Below are 16,284 nucleotides of genomic sequence, written 5' to 3'. Positions count from 1 at the left end.
ACGGAGGTGAACGCTATATGAATCGCAAGCCGACAGCCGGCTGGCAAGTGTTTAACGGCTTTAATATATTATTTCTATCTATCTTGTCACTAGCGATGCTCCTGCCGTTCTTAAACGTGCTGGCTCAATCGTTCAGTTCTTCAGAGTCAATTGTGAATGGGAAGGTATTGTTCTGGCCTGTTCAGTTTACATCAATCAATTATCAATATGTATTTAGTGATGCGGCAATCTGGCGTTCTTTCGGAGTAACTGTGTATATTACAGTGGTGGGAACACTCATCAATCTGATTGCGACGGCCTCACTGGCTTACCCAGTATCGCGTCCAGAGTATGCGGGTCGTAATGTGGTTGTTATTATGGTCCTGATTACGATGGTTTTTACAGCACCGCTTATTCCTAACTTTATTTTGATGAAAAATTTGCACCTTACAAACTCGCTCTGGGCTTTAATGATTCCAGGTGCGATCAGTGCTTTTAACTTCTTTATTATGCGTTCGTTCTTCATGCAAATTCCGAGTGAGTTGATTGACTCTGGACGCATCGACGGCTGTTCCGAGCTCAGAATGATTTGGAACATTGTATTGCCGCTATCGAAACCGGTTATGGCTTCTCTAGGGATTTTCTACGCGGTCAGCCATTGGAATACGTTTCAAGCCGCATTGTACTATGTAAATAAGCCAGCTCTATGGCCGCTTCAAGTAAAGCTCCGCCAACTGATTGTTTCCGAGGATATCAGTATTGATCCGAATGCCTCACAGTTTAGTGGACTAGCTCACATGGATCCAGAAGGAATTAAAATGGCGACGATTATCATTGCAACGCTGCCAATCATTATTATTTATCCATTCTTACAACGTCATTTCGTCAAGGGTATGATGGTTGGTTCGGTTAAATCCTAATCGAGACCACAGAATTATACAAATCAGTGATTTATTAACTCTTTTTACTGAACTCTAAAAAAAAGACAATTCGAACTAAAGACAGTCCATAGTCGCTAATTGTAAACGCTTTTACAATGAGGTTGTGAACGCGCACGTTACTTAGTCGAAATGAAAAGAGGGGTATAAATGAAAAAATGGATTCCCACGACGATGGCTACGGTGTTAATGGCCAGTGCATTGGTTGCTTGTTCGGCGAAGACAGAAGATAAACCATCATCTAGTGCAGCTGCCAGTCCAGGTGCTGCTAGCGCAAAGCCAGCTGAAAAAACGAAGTTCTCCATCTCCCTACGTACACTTGCTTTCGGACATGTTGAGAAATCTCCTGATATTAATCAAGACAAATGGGTGAAGAAGCTTGAAGAGTTAACTAACTCTGATCTGAATATCGTGCTTGTTCCTCACAAAGAATATGAACAGAAAATGATTCAAATGTTTGCAACGAATGATATTCCAGATGTTGTACAAGGCAGCGGTGGAGTAAACGGGAAAGAAATGGCAGGATCTGTGAAGGCAGGCGTATTCCAACCATTGGATGAGCTGCTTAAGAAGTTTGGTCCTAATTTGCTGAAAAAAGTTCCGAAAGACGCGTGGGATAACGTTACGTACAACGGTAAAATCTATGCGATTCCAGAGTACTTGTCGAACCCATCCCGTCGTTCAATCTTTATCCGTAAGGATCTGCTAGATAAAACAGGTTTAGGCGTTCCGAAAACTGTAGATGAGTACATGGCTGTTCTACGTAAGTTCAAGGAAATGGGTGTTGAGAACCCATACATGGGCCGTGAGAACTTCAAATATGCCGATTCCTTCTTCGGTGCTTATGATGTGTATCCATACCTATCGATGTTCGAGAAGTCTGGCGATCAAATCTTGCCGAAATTCTTCGATACAGAGAACATGACGAAAGCCCTGCAAACGTATAAAACCATGTTTGACGAAGGCTTGATCAACAAAGAATTTGCAACAATTAACGCGACAGTATTCAAAAACACGATTCTTGCTGGTAAAGCAGGTATGTGGTCTATGAATGCAAACGAAATGCTGCAATGGGAAACACAATTGAAAGCAACAGTTCCAACGGGTGATATCGAAATTATTTCTTCCCCGACAGGACCGGATGGCAAAGGTGGTCACTACTTGTATGGACCAGCGCCGCGTGCTTATTTCATCAATAAAAATGTAAAAAATGCAGAGCAAATTATTAAGTTCTATGACTGGATGATGTCCGACGAAGCAGAGAAATTCTTCACTTTCGGTATCGCAGGCGACACGTACACAGAAGCTAATGGCAAAATCGATTACAAAGCGCCAACAGACCCTGCTGCTGTCGATGAAGAGCGTTACCGTCAATCCTTCTTGTGGCTTGTCCAAGATACAACATATAATAAGGGTACACTTAGCTTGACAGAAGATGGTAAAAAACTTATGAACGTGTATGACACGACATTGAAGAATGAAGGACGCGATGGTATCAACTTCGAGCCTCGTCTAGAATCTTTGATGAAAAACCCTGATATTTCACCGCTTTCTGACCAAGCGCCTCCAGTTATTCTTTCCCACATGGTGAAAATGGTTTATGGTAAAGAACCGATTTCCGATTGGCCGAAAGTATTGGAAGAGTGGAAGTCCAAAGGTGGAAACGAAGTTATCAAGGAAGCAACAGAGAAATTTAATAGTAAAGATTCCGGTACGACTGTGTCGATGCCAAGAAAATAAGCTCAGTTCCTGAGCATGCCGCCTCCTCACGTACCCAACGGTGCGTGGGGAGCGTGCATTTCATCCCATTTTGAAAGGAGAGTTTCTCATGTACCGCATACTCATTGTCGATGACGAACCGATGATACGCAGAGGATTACAGAAGCTTGTGGAACAATCGGAGCTGCCCATTGAAAGCTTACGAACAGCTGAGAATGGTGTTGTCGCAATACAGCGGATTCAAGAGGAACGACCTGACTTCCTTTTTACAGACATACGCATGCCGAAGATGGATGGTCTGGAGCTGTGCGCGCAAATTGCTAAGATGGATGCAGACATTCAAGTGGTTGTGATTTCTGGCTATGGGGATTTCGAGTATGCCCAGAAGTGTGTGTCTTACGGGGTGAAAGAATATTTGTTGAAGCCAGTTAATATTAAGGGTTTTCAGCAGGTGTTGGAGAAGCTCATTGTGAACAAAAGCAAGGTGAGTTCAGAATCCTTCGTCGCCGTTACAAAGCTGGAGAGCTGGGCTACCCGATTGGAGCAAGCGGTATGGATGCTGCAGCAAGAGGAACTGGAGCGCATTCTAACGGAGATTCAATCCGAGCTGAGTACCTATAAACTAAAGCTGAATCGCATCAGTGATATTGTGCAGGAGATTTATACACTTGTTCATGGGCGGTTAACCGTTCGCGATGTATATGTGATTCAGGAGGAACTGAAGATCTCCGCTTCGTTTAATGAAGAAGATGTATGGCGTTGGTTTGAGACGTCCGTAAAAGGACTGCTGCAAGAGCTGAAGAGTAAGCGTAAAGGTAAACAGAAGGACCCCGTTGAAGAAGCGAAGCAGTACATGGAGAAGCATCTCGCTGAGGAAGTTTCGTTAGAAGAGGTAGCCGAATTCATTGGACTGAATCCTTCTTACTTTAGCCAATTGTTTAAGCAAAATACGCAAGAAACTTTCGTGCAATATCGCACACGACGACGGATGGAGAAAGCGAAGAAACTGCTGCAGCAGCCGCATTGGCGTATTACCGATATTTCCGGTGAGGTTGGTTATGCGGATCATCCGCATTTTACGAAAACGTTCAAAAAGTATGAAGGCTGTCTACCCTCGGAATACCGTCAGCGAATGGGGATTAGATAATGAAGAGAAAGTCGCTATCGCGTCAAATTTATGCGTATTTTCTCATCGTCATCGTCCTATCGCTGTTGTCTGTAGGTGCTGTTTCCTACGTGCAGTCTTCGCGGGCGCTGGATGACCAAGTCAAGCAATATATGGAGCAGATGATCGATAGTGCGAACTATCAAACGGATAGCTATTTACAGGCGTATGAGCTGCTCAGCAATGCCTTTTCGTCGAATTCTGACGTACGAGCGTTTATGGAAATTAAGCCGGATGATGGATATGAATACTACGTGTATTCGGAAAAAATCAAGGAGTTCGCCCGAATCTCGGTTACTTCAGTCATTACCTTGTATAAACAGCTAAACATGAGTTACGTCGTTGGTCAGCACGGTCGATCCGTGATTTATGAGAATCAGAACCTGCTGAATTTTGATCCTGTGCTTGTACGTGAAAAGTACGATTACTTGATGAAATCAACGCCTGGTGATGGCAAAATTGCACTGCTCAATATGAGCATCCGCCCTGTTGATGAAGGATCCGTTGTCACGATGGCACGTAAAGTGAGAGGCCCTTCGTATGGGGATGCCAACCGCGGAGTTGTCGCTATTGAAATTAAGCTAGATGAACTTGCGAAAACGTGGGACCGTGTTAGCTTGGGGAAAGAGGGATTTTTCTTCATTGTGGATGACGCTGGTAATTATATTTATCCGCGTAAGATGAGTGAGCGCAAATCGCAGGATGAGTTAGCTTCACAAGTGCTGACAAGTGGAAATCAAACGTTTTTGTCCAAATACAACGGGGAAGAACGTATGTTTGTATCAAGGAAATCGGGCTACTCCGATTGGAATCTTGTCGCCTCTATGCCAGTCCAGGAACTACGCCGTCCTGCCAACACGATTCGAACAACGACGATTATTGTAGGTTTAGTCACGTTGGCTGCTTCACTATGGCTCTCTTTCCGCTTCGGTCGCTCCATTATTAGGCCGATCCGTGATCTCAAAGACAGTATGCGTGAGACCGAGAAGGGGAACTGGCAGTATATCGAAGATGCGGGCCGAACCGATGAGATTGGTGGACTCATTCACAGCTACAACCTGATGGTGACCCGATTGTCCGATATGATCGAACGTGTGTATGAAGCAGAGCTGGATCAGCAGAAGAACGCGCTGGAGCTGGGGGAAAGCAAGCTCGAGCGTCAGAGGGCTGAATTTCAGGCCTTACAACTGCAAATTAACCCGCACTTCCTATATAACACGCTGGAAACGATCAACTGTTACGCCATTGTACAAGATTCTAATGAAATCACGGAAATGGTGGAAGCGATGGCCTTCATGCTTCGCTATTCGGTTCAAACCAATCTGGAGGAAATCACAGTTGCCAATGAGCTGAATCACGTACGGAACTATATGATTATTTTACAGCATCGTACGGAGCGGGAATTCGAGATTGATGTTGCGATTCCTCCGAGCCTGCTGCTTGAGAAAATGGTCCGTTTGACGTTACAGCCGTTGATTGAAAATATTTTTCAACACGCGTTTCCAGATGGTGTGGAAGAGCGTCATACCATTCGAATTGATGCCCGCAAAGAGGCTGGCTTGTTCCAGGTGTTCATTGAGGACAATGGAACGGGCATGATGCCAGAGAGACTGGCTGAGTTGCGTAGGAAACTACAGGAGAACCGACTGGCCGAGCCGGAAGAAGCGAGCTCCGGGGTCAAGCGTGGCGGTGGTATTGGTCTGATGAACGTTCATCGACGGATTCAAATGGTGTTCGGCGAAGCCTACGGGCTGTCTGTCGACAGCGAGTGGGGACGCGGCACTTGTGTCACGATGACGATGCCAGAGACAGTGCGGCCTCGGCTGCGGAACTCTTAAGACAGGTAGTTACGCTGCACAAGCAGCGATCAAATAAAAAATATAGATTTATATCCATGGGAGGATAACACAATGAACATCAACTTAACGGGGAAAATTGCACTTGTAACAGGATCGAATGCAGGGATTGGACGCGCAATTGCGCTAGCTTTGGCTAGTAATGGTGCTAAAGTTGGCGTTAACTGTTTAAATAATGTAGCTCAAGGGCAAGCAGTTGTTGAAGAGATCCAAGCATTAGGCGGGGAAGCTGTCCTCGTTCAAGCTGATGTAACCAATATCGAGCAAATCGACAGATTAGTGAGTGAAGTAGAGCAAGCGCTTGGTGGAACGATCGATATTCTTGTGAATAACGCGGGTCACCTTGTACAACGCGTTCCAAATGTAGATATGTCTGAAGAAATGTACGACCGCATCATGGATGTCAACTTGAAAAGCACGGTATTCGTGTCCAAACGAGTTCTAGGTGGTATGAAAGAGAAAGGCTATGGCCGCATCATTAACATGACATCTGTAGCTGCTCATAACGGTGGCGGACCTGGCGGAAGTGTATATGCAGCAAGCAAAGCAGCAGTTCTTACTTTCTCTAAAGGTTTGGCAAAAGAAGTTGCAGCTAGCGGCATTACCGTGAACAACGTTTCACCAGGTTTCATCGGCAACACGATGTTCCACGCGACATTCACAACGGATGCTGCGCGACAAGCAACAATTAACGGTATTCCCTTGCAACGCGAAGGTACACCAGATGATGTAGCAGGCGCTGTCCTTTACCTAGCTTCCAACCTAGCTAGTTATGTAACAGGTGAAACGATCGAAATCAACGGCGGGATGATGATGCGATGAGTACCGCGATCCCCTTAGCCGCTAAAGTAGAGACATTGACGTGGGCGGGTCAGACCGCCCAGAAGCTTAAAGAAGAAATCGACAGGCTGCAGCAAGCAGGCAGCCTGATCGTTCCTAAAGAACCTGGTGGTTGGTGGCACCAGTATGTTTGTCCACACCATCACACCGAACTGTTGTTCGATGAAGTCGGTGTAGATGCTTCAGAATTCCTATGCCCACACGGTTGTGTGATCACAGGTGAAGCCTACCGCGGTGCGTGGCTCGTGTTTAAGCACCAATCCTTGGCGCGTGTGGCGCTTCAGTCGGCAGCTGTTTATGCGGCTCTGGGTGACGTTTCCTATGCACAGATTAGCAAACGTTTGCTTGTCGAATACGCGGAGCAGTTTCCGCTCTATCCGGTGCATCCAGAAGCACAGAGCTGGATGCTGAAGGGACGCGCATTTCATCAAGCGCTGACCGAGGCGATTTGGTCTACAACGCTAATTCGCGCTTATTTACTGCTTCGCGATGGAGGTATTACCTTCGATGCGAAGGAACAAGTGGCGATCGACGTGTTCTTAGGTTTGTTGGCGGGAAGTATGGAGGAGTACCGGCATATTTTGATCCATGAAAGGAACAATGCGGAGAACAATTATACGGCTTGGCTGAATGCGTCCTTATCTTGTGTGTATGCGGCTCGAGGCGAGCAGGCGCTGCTTGAAGCACTTATTGAAGGCCAAGGCGGCTTCATTCATCATCTTTCCATCGGCGTGAAAGCCGATCAATTCGAATTCGAAGGAAGCACGTACTATCACGTATTCGTGCTTCGTGCTTATCTGATCGCTGCCGAAATGGCGCAGCGCTTCGGTATTGATCTCTACGCCACGACTGGCGCAGAGGGGCAATCCATGCGCGGCATGCTCGAGGCGTTGGCCGACTTGGCCGACGACCAGGGCGCGTTGCCGGCCCTGCATGACGGGCCGCTTGCGCGGGGCGCTTACGCCCGCGAAATCGCCGAGATCGCGGAGCAGGGGCTCACGATCTACGGCATCGCGGGCCTTGCGCCAGTGCTGCGCGAAGCGTCCCGGCAGCTAGGCGCTGCCGGGAACGAGCAGCTGGAAGCGCTGCTCTACGGCGGAGGCGCTGACCGCGCCGCTCAGGCAGAGCCGCGCAGTTCGCGGCTCTGGCCGGATGCCGGCTTCGTCATCGGCCGCATAGCGGGGAACCCGCTGTCGTTCCTCGCCGACTTCGGCGAGCACGGCGGTTCCCACGGCCACTTCGACAAGCTGCATCTAACGTTGATGCACCAAGATCAAACCCTAACCCCCGATCTCGGGATGGTGCCTTACGGCTCGTCCATGCGCAGATCGTGGTTCGCAGAGACGGCCAGCCACAACACGGTCTCGCTGGCAGGCCATTCACAAGCGCCGCATGAAGGGCGCCTGAAGCATTACGAAGCGACAGATACTTCGGTATATGCGTGGATTCAATCGACAGAAGGCTACGAAGGTTGTACGATGAATCGACATCTTTTGCTAACGGAAGATTGGATGTTGGACTGGTTCCAAGTGGAGCTTACTGGTGATCAACCACAAGCGATCGAATGGTGGATGCATCCTGTAGTAGCCATTGATGGCCTACAGCAACCGCTTAGTCCTGAAGCAGCTTATCAGCTGTTTATCGCTGAGAAAGCAGGGGACGTTACAACGATTAAGGAGCAGCAACTACCGATCATTGGACAATTTGTTACAACAGGTGATGATGCTGGTCAGTTGCAGGTTGCTTACAAGCTCAATGAAACAGACGCTGTTATTTCCCATACGGCGCTTGTTCAAGCTGGTGACGAGGTCGTGGCCGTGCAGACGCCAGGTGATGCAATTGATCCTAGCCGCTCACTTACTGCGATGCTTCATCGCCGGAATGACCGTAAAGCAGATTTTATTCACGTCTATCGTGCGGGAAGTGCCGTTCAGCTTTCGCAAATGGCTACTAATGAAATCAGTATTACCGTGCCTGATCAATCCGGTACGGCTGTCCGCATTCAGTTACGAACAGATAACGGATTACAAATCCTTTAATTATAAAGATAGTCTGGAGGGGGAAATCCCATGACATTATCTCCACTTTACGAACCGCAGAGCGGTGTGTTAACCGTACAATACGAGCCGAATGAGAAGACGGTGTTGCTGGAAAACCCGCCGCGCTTCACATGGATCCCAGCACAATTGGAGCATGATCGTTATGTGCTGCAGATTGCGCAATCGGAGGATTTCTCGCCGACATCAACACAAACCATTCAACCAATTCCCTATAATTTATATACACCAGATTCCGCGCTTGAGGCGGGCACGTATTACTGGCGCTATGCGTTACTCGAAGACAATGGAGAGCAAACCGCATGGAGCTGTACTCGCCGTTTTGAAGTTCCGGCAGATTTGCCAGAAACGCCGCTGCCAAGCAGAGCTAAGCGATATGAAGAAGTATCTTCTCAGCATCCAAGATTATGGCTCCAAGCTTCCGAGTTAGACGCCTTTCGCTCCGCATTAGAGACGGATCGATCGTATTGTGAATTTGATATTTTCTTCGAGAAGTCCGTTAGACCTTGGATTGAAAGAGATCTGATCGCAGAACCACTTCATTACCCAGGAAATAAACGCGTGGCCAAATTGTGGCGTCAAATGTACATGGATACGCAAGAAGTGCTTTATGCTGTGCGTCACCTTGCCGTAGCGGGTCAGCTCTTGAACGACGCATCCTTATTAGATCGCGCCAAAACCTGGCTGCTCCACATCTGTCAGTGGGACATTAAAGGCACAACAAGCCGCGATTATAACGATGAGGCTTCCTTCCGTATGGCAGGAGCTATCGCTTGGGGTTATGACTGGCTTTACGACGAGCTATCCGAAGATGAACGCAAGCAAATTCGACACGTTCTTCTCGAACGTACACGTCAAATCGCTCAGCATGTCATCGAGCATTCCAAAATCCATCATGTGCCTTATGACAGTCACGCTGTGCGATCCTTATCCAGTGTACTTGTACCTTGCTGTATCGTACTCTTGCAGGAAGAGCCGGAGGTTCAGGAGTGGTTGGACTACACGCTTGAGTACTATGCAGGTCTATACTCCCCTTGGGGAGGGCCGGACGGAGGCTGGGCGGAAGGTCCGATGTATTGGACAACAGGCATGGCATTCGTCACGGAAGCGATGAATTTATTAAAGAAATTTACGGGCATCAATTTCTACAAACGACCATTTTTCGCTAAAACAGGTGATTTCCCGTTATATGCGTTCAGTCCGGACACATTGCGAGCAAGTTTTGGTGATCAGTCCACTTTGGGAGATCCCGTCAGTTTGAAAACAGGCTTCAACATCCGTCAATTTGCAGGCGTAACAGGAAACGGTTTGTATCAATGGTATTTCGAGCGTGTTCGCGAGACCGATACAGATTCGGAGATGAAGTTCTACAACTATGGTTGGTGGGATTTCCGCTTCGATGAAATGGTGTACCGCCACGATTACCCGCAAATTGAAGCAATTGCACCTACAGATGCGAATATTCAATCCGTAAAATGGTTCCGCGACATCGATTGGGTTGCCTTCCATTCCAATATGGCAGACCCAGAACGGCACATTATGCTTCTCACGAAGAGCAGCAAATACGGTTCTGTCAGCCATAGCCATGGTGACCAGAACGGCTTCTTACTGCATGCCTATGGTGAGCCGTTAGCCATTGAAAGCGGCTACTACGTAGCGTTCAGCTCCACGATGCATATGAATTGGCGCAGGCAGACGCGTTCGACCAATAACATTTTGATTGACGGTCTAGGCCAATATGCGGAGAAGAACAAAGTGCTGAATATGGCGGCCAACGGATTCGTTGAGGTTGCCGAACAACGGAAAGGCTACGGTTATTCTCGTGCGAACGCAACCGCGGCATACCAAGAATACGTGCCGTACCTGGAACGATATGTGCGTGAACTATACTTCTTCGGTACGTACGTTGTGGTCGTAGATCATATTGATCTCGCACAAGCAGGTACTGTTGACTGGTTGTTCCAAACATTATATGAGATGAAGCTCAACGGACAAACGTTCAAGGTCCAAGGCCGCAAAGCAGATATGGACGGTCGTTTCGTCTACTGCTCATCAGGCGAGTTAGAACTGTCACAGCATCAAAGCTTCACGGACATCGACCAATCCGAGATCGAAGGGTTACCACCTCATTATCATTTGAAAGCAACTACGAAGTCAGCACGAACCCACCGTATCGCGACGCTTCTTGTGCCAATCAAACATGGCGAACCGAAATATGTGTCGTATTTTATGGATGATCAAGGCTTTGACGTTCATATCTATTTCACGGAAGATGGGATTACCAACCGAGTAGAAGTACCAAAGGCCTATTAAAATAAGCATTCTACCCAAGCGATTCCAAGTCAGCGCGAGCCGGCAAGGGGTCGCTTTTTTGTGTCTTTTTTACCTGGCAGATGGATTGTAAGGTGGATCAGCTCATAAAAAAACAGCCTAATGGGAAAGTTATTGGAGTAGATAAATCTATAGAAATCAAACATGATACCTAAAGTTCACGCATTGTAAGGGGTGCCAATAAAACGGCATAATAGGAACATAAAGACATTCACTCAAACGAGGGGGATTTACATTGGTGAAAAAGTATAAGTCACTACAAGTCATTGCGGCAAGCGCACTAGCCATTAGTTTAACAGCGTGTGGTTCAGGTGGAGATAGCAAGAGCACTGCATCACCAGCAGCAGGAGCTTCAGCTACGCCAGCAACGGGCAAGAACATTACTATCACGTTCCAAAACATATATCCGGATCCTACGGATCCGAAAAATGGTATGTTGAAGAAAATCGTAGCCGACTACCAAGCTAAAAATCCAAACATCAAGATCGAGCTTGATTCCTTGAACACGGACCAACAAAAGCTTAAATTGAAAACTCAAGCAGCATCCAAAGAAGTTCCTGATATCACTGTCGTGAACCCAGCTGCTCAAATGCAACCTTTCGTTGATGCGGGCCTTTTCGCTCCATTGAATGATATGGTTGAGCAAAACGGACTTAAAGCAACGTTCCAAGAAGGTATCCTTAACTGGTACAGCTTCAAAAACAATATCTACGCATTGCCAGACGGTAACAACATCGGTGTTGTTTACTACAACAAAGACTTGTTCAAACAAGCAGGTATTGCTGACGTTCCAAAAACCTTCGAAGAAATGGTCGCGGACGTGAAAATCCTGAAATCCAAAGGCATTCAGCCAATGGCGATCGGTGAAAAAGATTCCTGGACGGGTTCCTTCTTGTTCATGAACGTTTTGCTTCGCACGAACGGCGGTCCTGGATTCTTGCAAGCTGTTGTTGATGGTAAGAAAACATTTAATGACCCAGCATTTACAGATGCTGTTAGCTCTTTCGAAGATTTGATCCAAGCTGGCGCATTCCAAGAGGGCGCAACATCCTTCGACTACAACGCTGGTGAGAACTTGTTTAAAACAGGTAAAGCTGCAATGTACTACATGGGTAGCTGGGCAACTGGCGGTATCGAAACTTCTTCCGTTAACGGTAAAGTTGGCGTATTCCAATTCCCAACAGTTAAGGGCAAAGGTAACCCAGATGAGTTCATGTTGGCGCCAGGTTCCGCATTCGCAGTATCTGCAAACAGCAAAAACTTGAAAGAAACAAAAGATTTCTTGAACTACTTCATGTTGAACTTCCCTAAAGAAGCTTTTGCAGTTAAAGGCGCTGTAGGTCTTGCACAAAAAGTTGACGGCGACTTCAAAGCTGCTGGCTATTCCGACATGGCAATGGACGTTCTTGGACTGTTCAAAAAAGTTAAAGGCGGCGACCTTGCGTTCGATAACACAATGAACCCAGGTACAGCTCAAGGCCACTTATCAAGCATTCAAAACCTTTTCGTACAAAAAGTAGATGCTGCAACGGTAGCGAAAGAGCACCAAACAGCTTACGACACGAACAAAAAATAAGTTCGATCCAATACTAAAGTAATAGCCCAAAGGGAATTTATCTCGAGTGCCTCGAAGGTGCTCAAGGTAAGTTCCCCATGGGTATATCCCCATGAAGGAGGCGAGCCAAGTGAATGTGTTAAGAGTCTCCAAGTGGACGATTGCCATGTTTGTACTGCCCTGTTTGTTGATTTACGTATGTCTTGTGTTTGTACCTATCCTTGTGTCTATGTACAGTGGATTACTGGAGTGGAATGGGATTGGCGCTTCGAAATTCATCGGATTAGAGAATTTCCGCACCATGTTGTTTCATGATCCCTTATTTTGGCCATCTGTCAAACGCACATTGATGTTCGCTGTATTTTCCATGTGTGAAATCCCAATTGCATTGGGTGTAGCTATTTTGCTAAATCGCTTTATCAAAAAACCGAATTTCCTAGTATCTGCTTACTTTTTACCTGTTATTCTGTCAGTTGTTATTGTTGGGCAATTATGGAAAACTATTTACAATCCGGCGTCTATGGGCGGTATGCTCAATCAGGTTCTAGATTTACTTAACCTACATAGCTGGACGAGATCATGGTTAACGGATCCGAAAATCGCTATGTACTCTCTTTATTTTGTTGCCCTATGGCAGTACTTGGGTTATCACACATTGATTCAATTTACCGGCATTCAGAACATTCCGGCTGATATTTATGAGGCTGCGCGTCTCGATGGAGCAGAAGGCCTTAAAGCCGACTGGTATATCACTTTCCCTATGAATATTCCGATTTTCAAAATATCGATTGTCCTTGCTTTTATCGGGTCTCTACAAGCGTTTGACATGATTATGGTCATGACAGGCGGCGGCCCAGCTCATGCAACAGATGTGATTTCTACCCTGATGTACAATAATTCGTTCCTATCCCTGAAATATGGTTACGGAAGTGCAATTGCGGCTTTCTTGGTTGTTTTATGTCTTGTAGCAACAGTTATAATTAACTCCATCTTTAATAAACTAGAGAAAAAATATACCTGAGGAAGGGAAGTGTCACCATGCTAAACGCCAGGGATGCAGCTGCGGCTAAACCTGCCATTATTCGGAGACGCAAAAGCTTCTCTATCCTGAAAGTGATTGTGATCATATTCCTATCCTTACTTGTGGTGACACAAGTATATCCATTGCTTTGGCTGTTCATCTATTCACTCAAGACGAATGAGGAAATCTTATCTGGTCGGTTTTTCGCACTGCCGCATGTGCTGCAGTGGAGTAACTTCTCAAATGCAGTTAAAGCGGGGCATTACTTCCAGTACTTGAAGAACAGCCTTTTTGTTACTTTAGTTACAATGGTTAGTGTTTTGTTCTTGAGTTCCTTAACGGCTTTTGCTATTACACGATTTAAATGGAAATATGGTCCACTCGTCATGGTCATTTTCCTTATCGGGATGATGGTTCCAATGCAAGCGACATTGCTGCCGCTGATGCTCATTTTCAAAAACCTAAGCATCTTGAACACACATCTGTCCATCATACTGCCGTACATTGCTTTTCAAACGCCAGTTGCGGTTTTTATCCTCAGCGGGTTTATGAGATCTATCCCGGCAGAGATTGAAGAGTCAGCTGTTGTGGATGGCGCAGGGATTTTCAAAATATTCACGGGGGTTATTCTTCCGATTTCGGTTCCTCCAATGATGACAGTATGTATTCTTACTTTTATCAACATCTGGAACGAGTACATCCTCGCAGCAACGTTTATCTCGTCCGAGCGCCTCAAAACGCTTCCTTTCGGGGTTAACAGTTTCGTGAGTCAGTATTCCGTTAACTATGGTGCCATCGGCGCATTCCTTGTACTAGGTGCGTTGCCGGTTATTATCGTGTACTTCTTATTAGCGGACAAAATTACAAAAGGTATGGTAGCGGGAGCGGTGAAGGGTTAACTTCACCCCTCTCTTTTTTCTATTTATGCCGAGACTATGTTAAAATAGCAAATACTGCCTATCGAAAGGGGACCACGCAAGCGTGAAACGGGGCCTTAATTCCATTCATAATCGGCTATTTATGCTATTCATTACTTCCATGCTCGTACTCGTACTGCTTGTTAGTGTGTTGTACTACCAGAAGACAACGCAAATTATACATAGTAAGATCAGTGACTTAGCGCAAAAAAATATTTCACAAACCGTAGGTTTATTTGATTTGCTCTTACAGGGCTATGATAGTATTACAAAATCATTGAATAGTAATTATGAAATGCTTCGTTTAATCCAGGATCGTGATGTCAATCCAGATCTGACAGCCAGCATCTTAAATGAACGTACCATCACGAATATTTTGGGAGCCATCTATTATTCGCGTGACGATATTATCGGTATTCATGTTATTACGAACGCAGGTAAAAACTATAACTACGAACGCGGCTTTAATACCGTCATCGATATGAATTATTCGAGCACGGACTGGTACCAGAAGTTGCAAGACTCGACAGGGGAGATGGTCTGGCTAGGACTTGTACAGGGCTCGGTAATCAACAAATTTCAACGAGATCCGCTCTTCGTTTTTGGCAGGAAGCTCTACGATCTCACGGATCATCGGGTTATTGGTGTTATGTTGATCGAGACCAATCCGCAGCCGATCCTTGCCGCGCTCTCCAACGTGACGATAAGCCCTAACTCTCGCGTATATATCGTAGATCGAGAGAATCGTATGATCGCTACGACAGCCGAAGATAAAGCGCTGTTTCCATCGTTCAGTGGGCTTCCACGCCCGCAACAAAACGACATTATTATTGATGATCGCACAGATCAGCTAATCGTAGCGGCGAAAGCAAAAATGTCGGATTGGACCGTATTTGGGTTAACGCCGAAAGAAGATATCAATGCAGAAGTCGTCAAAACAAGGGAATACTTATACGTCGTCATCGTTGTCCTTATCATCCTTTCTACGGCCTTAGCGAGCCTAATTTCGCAGAATATTGCGTCCCCGCTAAAGTTGCTGATCCGTGAGATGAAGCAAGTGGAGATGGGGAATTTTAAGGGTTCCGTGACGGTTAAATCATTTGAAGAAATTAATTCACTGGTATCCTCATTCAATCGCATGGTGAATCGGATGGATGAACTCATTGAACGCATTACGCTTGCTTCCATGAGTGAGAAAAATGCTGAACTACAGGCGTTGCAGTCCCAAGTAAACCCTCATTTCCTCTACAACACCTTAGATATGATCTATTGGATGCTCGACGAACGCGAGAATGATCGTTTAGGCAGAGTCATTCTGGCGTTGTCTCATATGTTCCGTTACAGCAGTGATTGGCAGGAAGCATCCAAAACAACACTGCAGCAAGAGCTGGATCAGATGCGTCATTATATGACGATCATCGAGAACCGTTTGGAGGGCAGGGTGAGCACGGAGATTGACATTGATTCCGAATGGCTGGATGTCGTTCTGCCGAAGATGACACTGCAGCCCATTATTGAGAATGCAGTCAAGTATGGATTGGAGCCATTGCGAGAACTCGGTGTGCTGCGGGTATGTGCGGAGGTGCATGAGCAAGAGTTACATATTATTATCTCTGACAATGGCGTGGGAATTGAAGAGGATCTCCTTCGTCAAATGCAGGCGCGGCTAGAAGAAGACTCGCGTATCATTGGGGATTCGTACACGTATAAAGCGGAAGACAGCGCTGGCGAAACGAAGACTGATTTGGGCAGCAAGATGACGAGAAGAGGTATTGGTTTGACCAATGTGCATCGACGTATTGTATTGCTGTTCGGGGAAGCCTATGGACTCCGGATACAAAGTAAACCAGAGGTAGGGACAACGGTTATCATCGCGATGCCGCTTCCTCGTAGGGGGGTATAACAG

At 46.4% G+C, this 16,284-nt stretch carries 11 protein-coding genes; all 11 read left to right on the top strand.

Annotated features, from left to right (window positions below; translation table 11 throughout):
* The first annotated feature begins 17 nt into the window (after positions 1-17).
* The 11 genes from AC58QM_RS23615 (at position 18) to AC58QM_RS23565 (ending at position 16,281) form a co-directional block, all read left to right on the top strand.
* Entirely contained in the window at positions 18-899 is an 882-nt protein-coding gene (locus AC58QM_RS23615; protein WP_497287302.1) for a carbohydrate ABC transporter permease, read from the top strand.
* 168 nt (positions 900-1,067) lie between these two features.
* Positions 1,068-2,657 (top strand): extracellular solute-binding protein, encoded by a 1,590-nt coding sequence (locus tag AC58QM_RS23610; RefSeq protein WP_497287301.1) that lies wholly within the window; start codon positions 1,068-1,070, stop codon positions 2,655-2,657.
* A gap of 88 nt (positions 2,658-2,745) precedes the next feature.
* Complete coding sequence (locus AC58QM_RS23605; protein WP_497287300.1) at positions 2,746-3,783, top strand: response regulator; 1,038 nt, start codon at positions 2,746-2,748, stop codon at positions 3,781-3,783.
* A complete protein-coding gene (locus AC58QM_RS23600) occupies positions 3,783-5,639 on the top strand; it encodes a cache domain-containing sensor histidine kinase (protein ID WP_497287299.1) in 1,857 nt (618 codons plus the stop codon). The genes AC58QM_RS23605 and AC58QM_RS23600 overlap by 1 nt, the downstream gene beginning before the upstream one ends.
* A 72-nt stretch (positions 5,640-5,711) precedes the next feature.
* Entirely contained in the window at positions 5,712-6,479 is a 768-nt protein-coding gene (locus AC58QM_RS23595) for an SDR family NAD(P)-dependent oxidoreductase (protein WP_310500012.1), read from the top strand.
* The gene (locus AC58QM_RS23590; protein WP_497287298.1) at positions 6,476-8,536 is read left to right on the top strand and encodes a heparinase II/III domain-containing protein; all 2,061 of its coding nucleotides are present in this window, start codon (positions 6,476-6,478) and stop codon (positions 8,534-8,536) included. Before AC58QM_RS23595 ends, AC58QM_RS23590 begins: the two co-directional genes overlap by 4 nt.
* A gap of 30 nt (positions 8,537-8,566) precedes the next feature.
* On the top strand, positions 8,567-10,867 hold the full coding sequence (locus AC58QM_RS23585; protein ID WP_497287297.1) for a DUF4962 domain-containing protein: 2,301 nt from the start codon (positions 8,567-8,569) through the stop codon (positions 10,865-10,867).
* Positions 10,868-11,120: 253 nt separating this feature from the next.
* Positions 11,121-12,461 carry an extracellular solute-binding protein gene (locus AC58QM_RS23580; RefSeq protein ID WP_497287296.1) on the top strand — a complete coding sequence of 447 codons (1,341 nt, stop codon included), beginning with the start codon at positions 11,121-11,123 and terminating at the stop codon, positions 12,459-12,461.
* A 109-nt stretch (positions 12,462-12,570) separates the two neighbouring features.
* Positions 12,571-13,461 carry a carbohydrate ABC transporter permease gene (locus AC58QM_RS23575; protein WP_497287295.1) on the top strand — a complete coding sequence of 297 codons (891 nt, stop codon included), beginning with the start codon at positions 12,571-12,573 and terminating at the stop codon, positions 13,459-13,461.
* 17 nt (positions 13,462-13,478) lie between these two features.
* The gene (locus tag AC58QM_RS23570) at positions 13,479-14,360 is read left to right on the top strand and encodes a carbohydrate ABC transporter permease (RefSeq protein WP_497287294.1); all 882 of its coding nucleotides are present in this window, start codon (positions 13,479-13,481) and stop codon (positions 14,358-14,360) included.
* 82 nt (positions 14,361-14,442) lie between these two features.
* The gene (locus tag AC58QM_RS23565; protein ID WP_497287293.1) at positions 14,443-16,281 is read left to right on the top strand and encodes a sensor histidine kinase; all 1,839 of its coding nucleotides are present in this window, start codon (positions 14,443-14,445) and stop codon (positions 16,279-16,281) included.
* The last annotated feature ends 3 nt before the right edge of the window (positions 16,282-16,284 follow it).

The sequence above is a fragment of the Paenibacillus sp. J22P165 genome (assembly GCF_059692015.1).
This window is presented reverse-complemented; position numbering and strand designations above follow the sequence as displayed.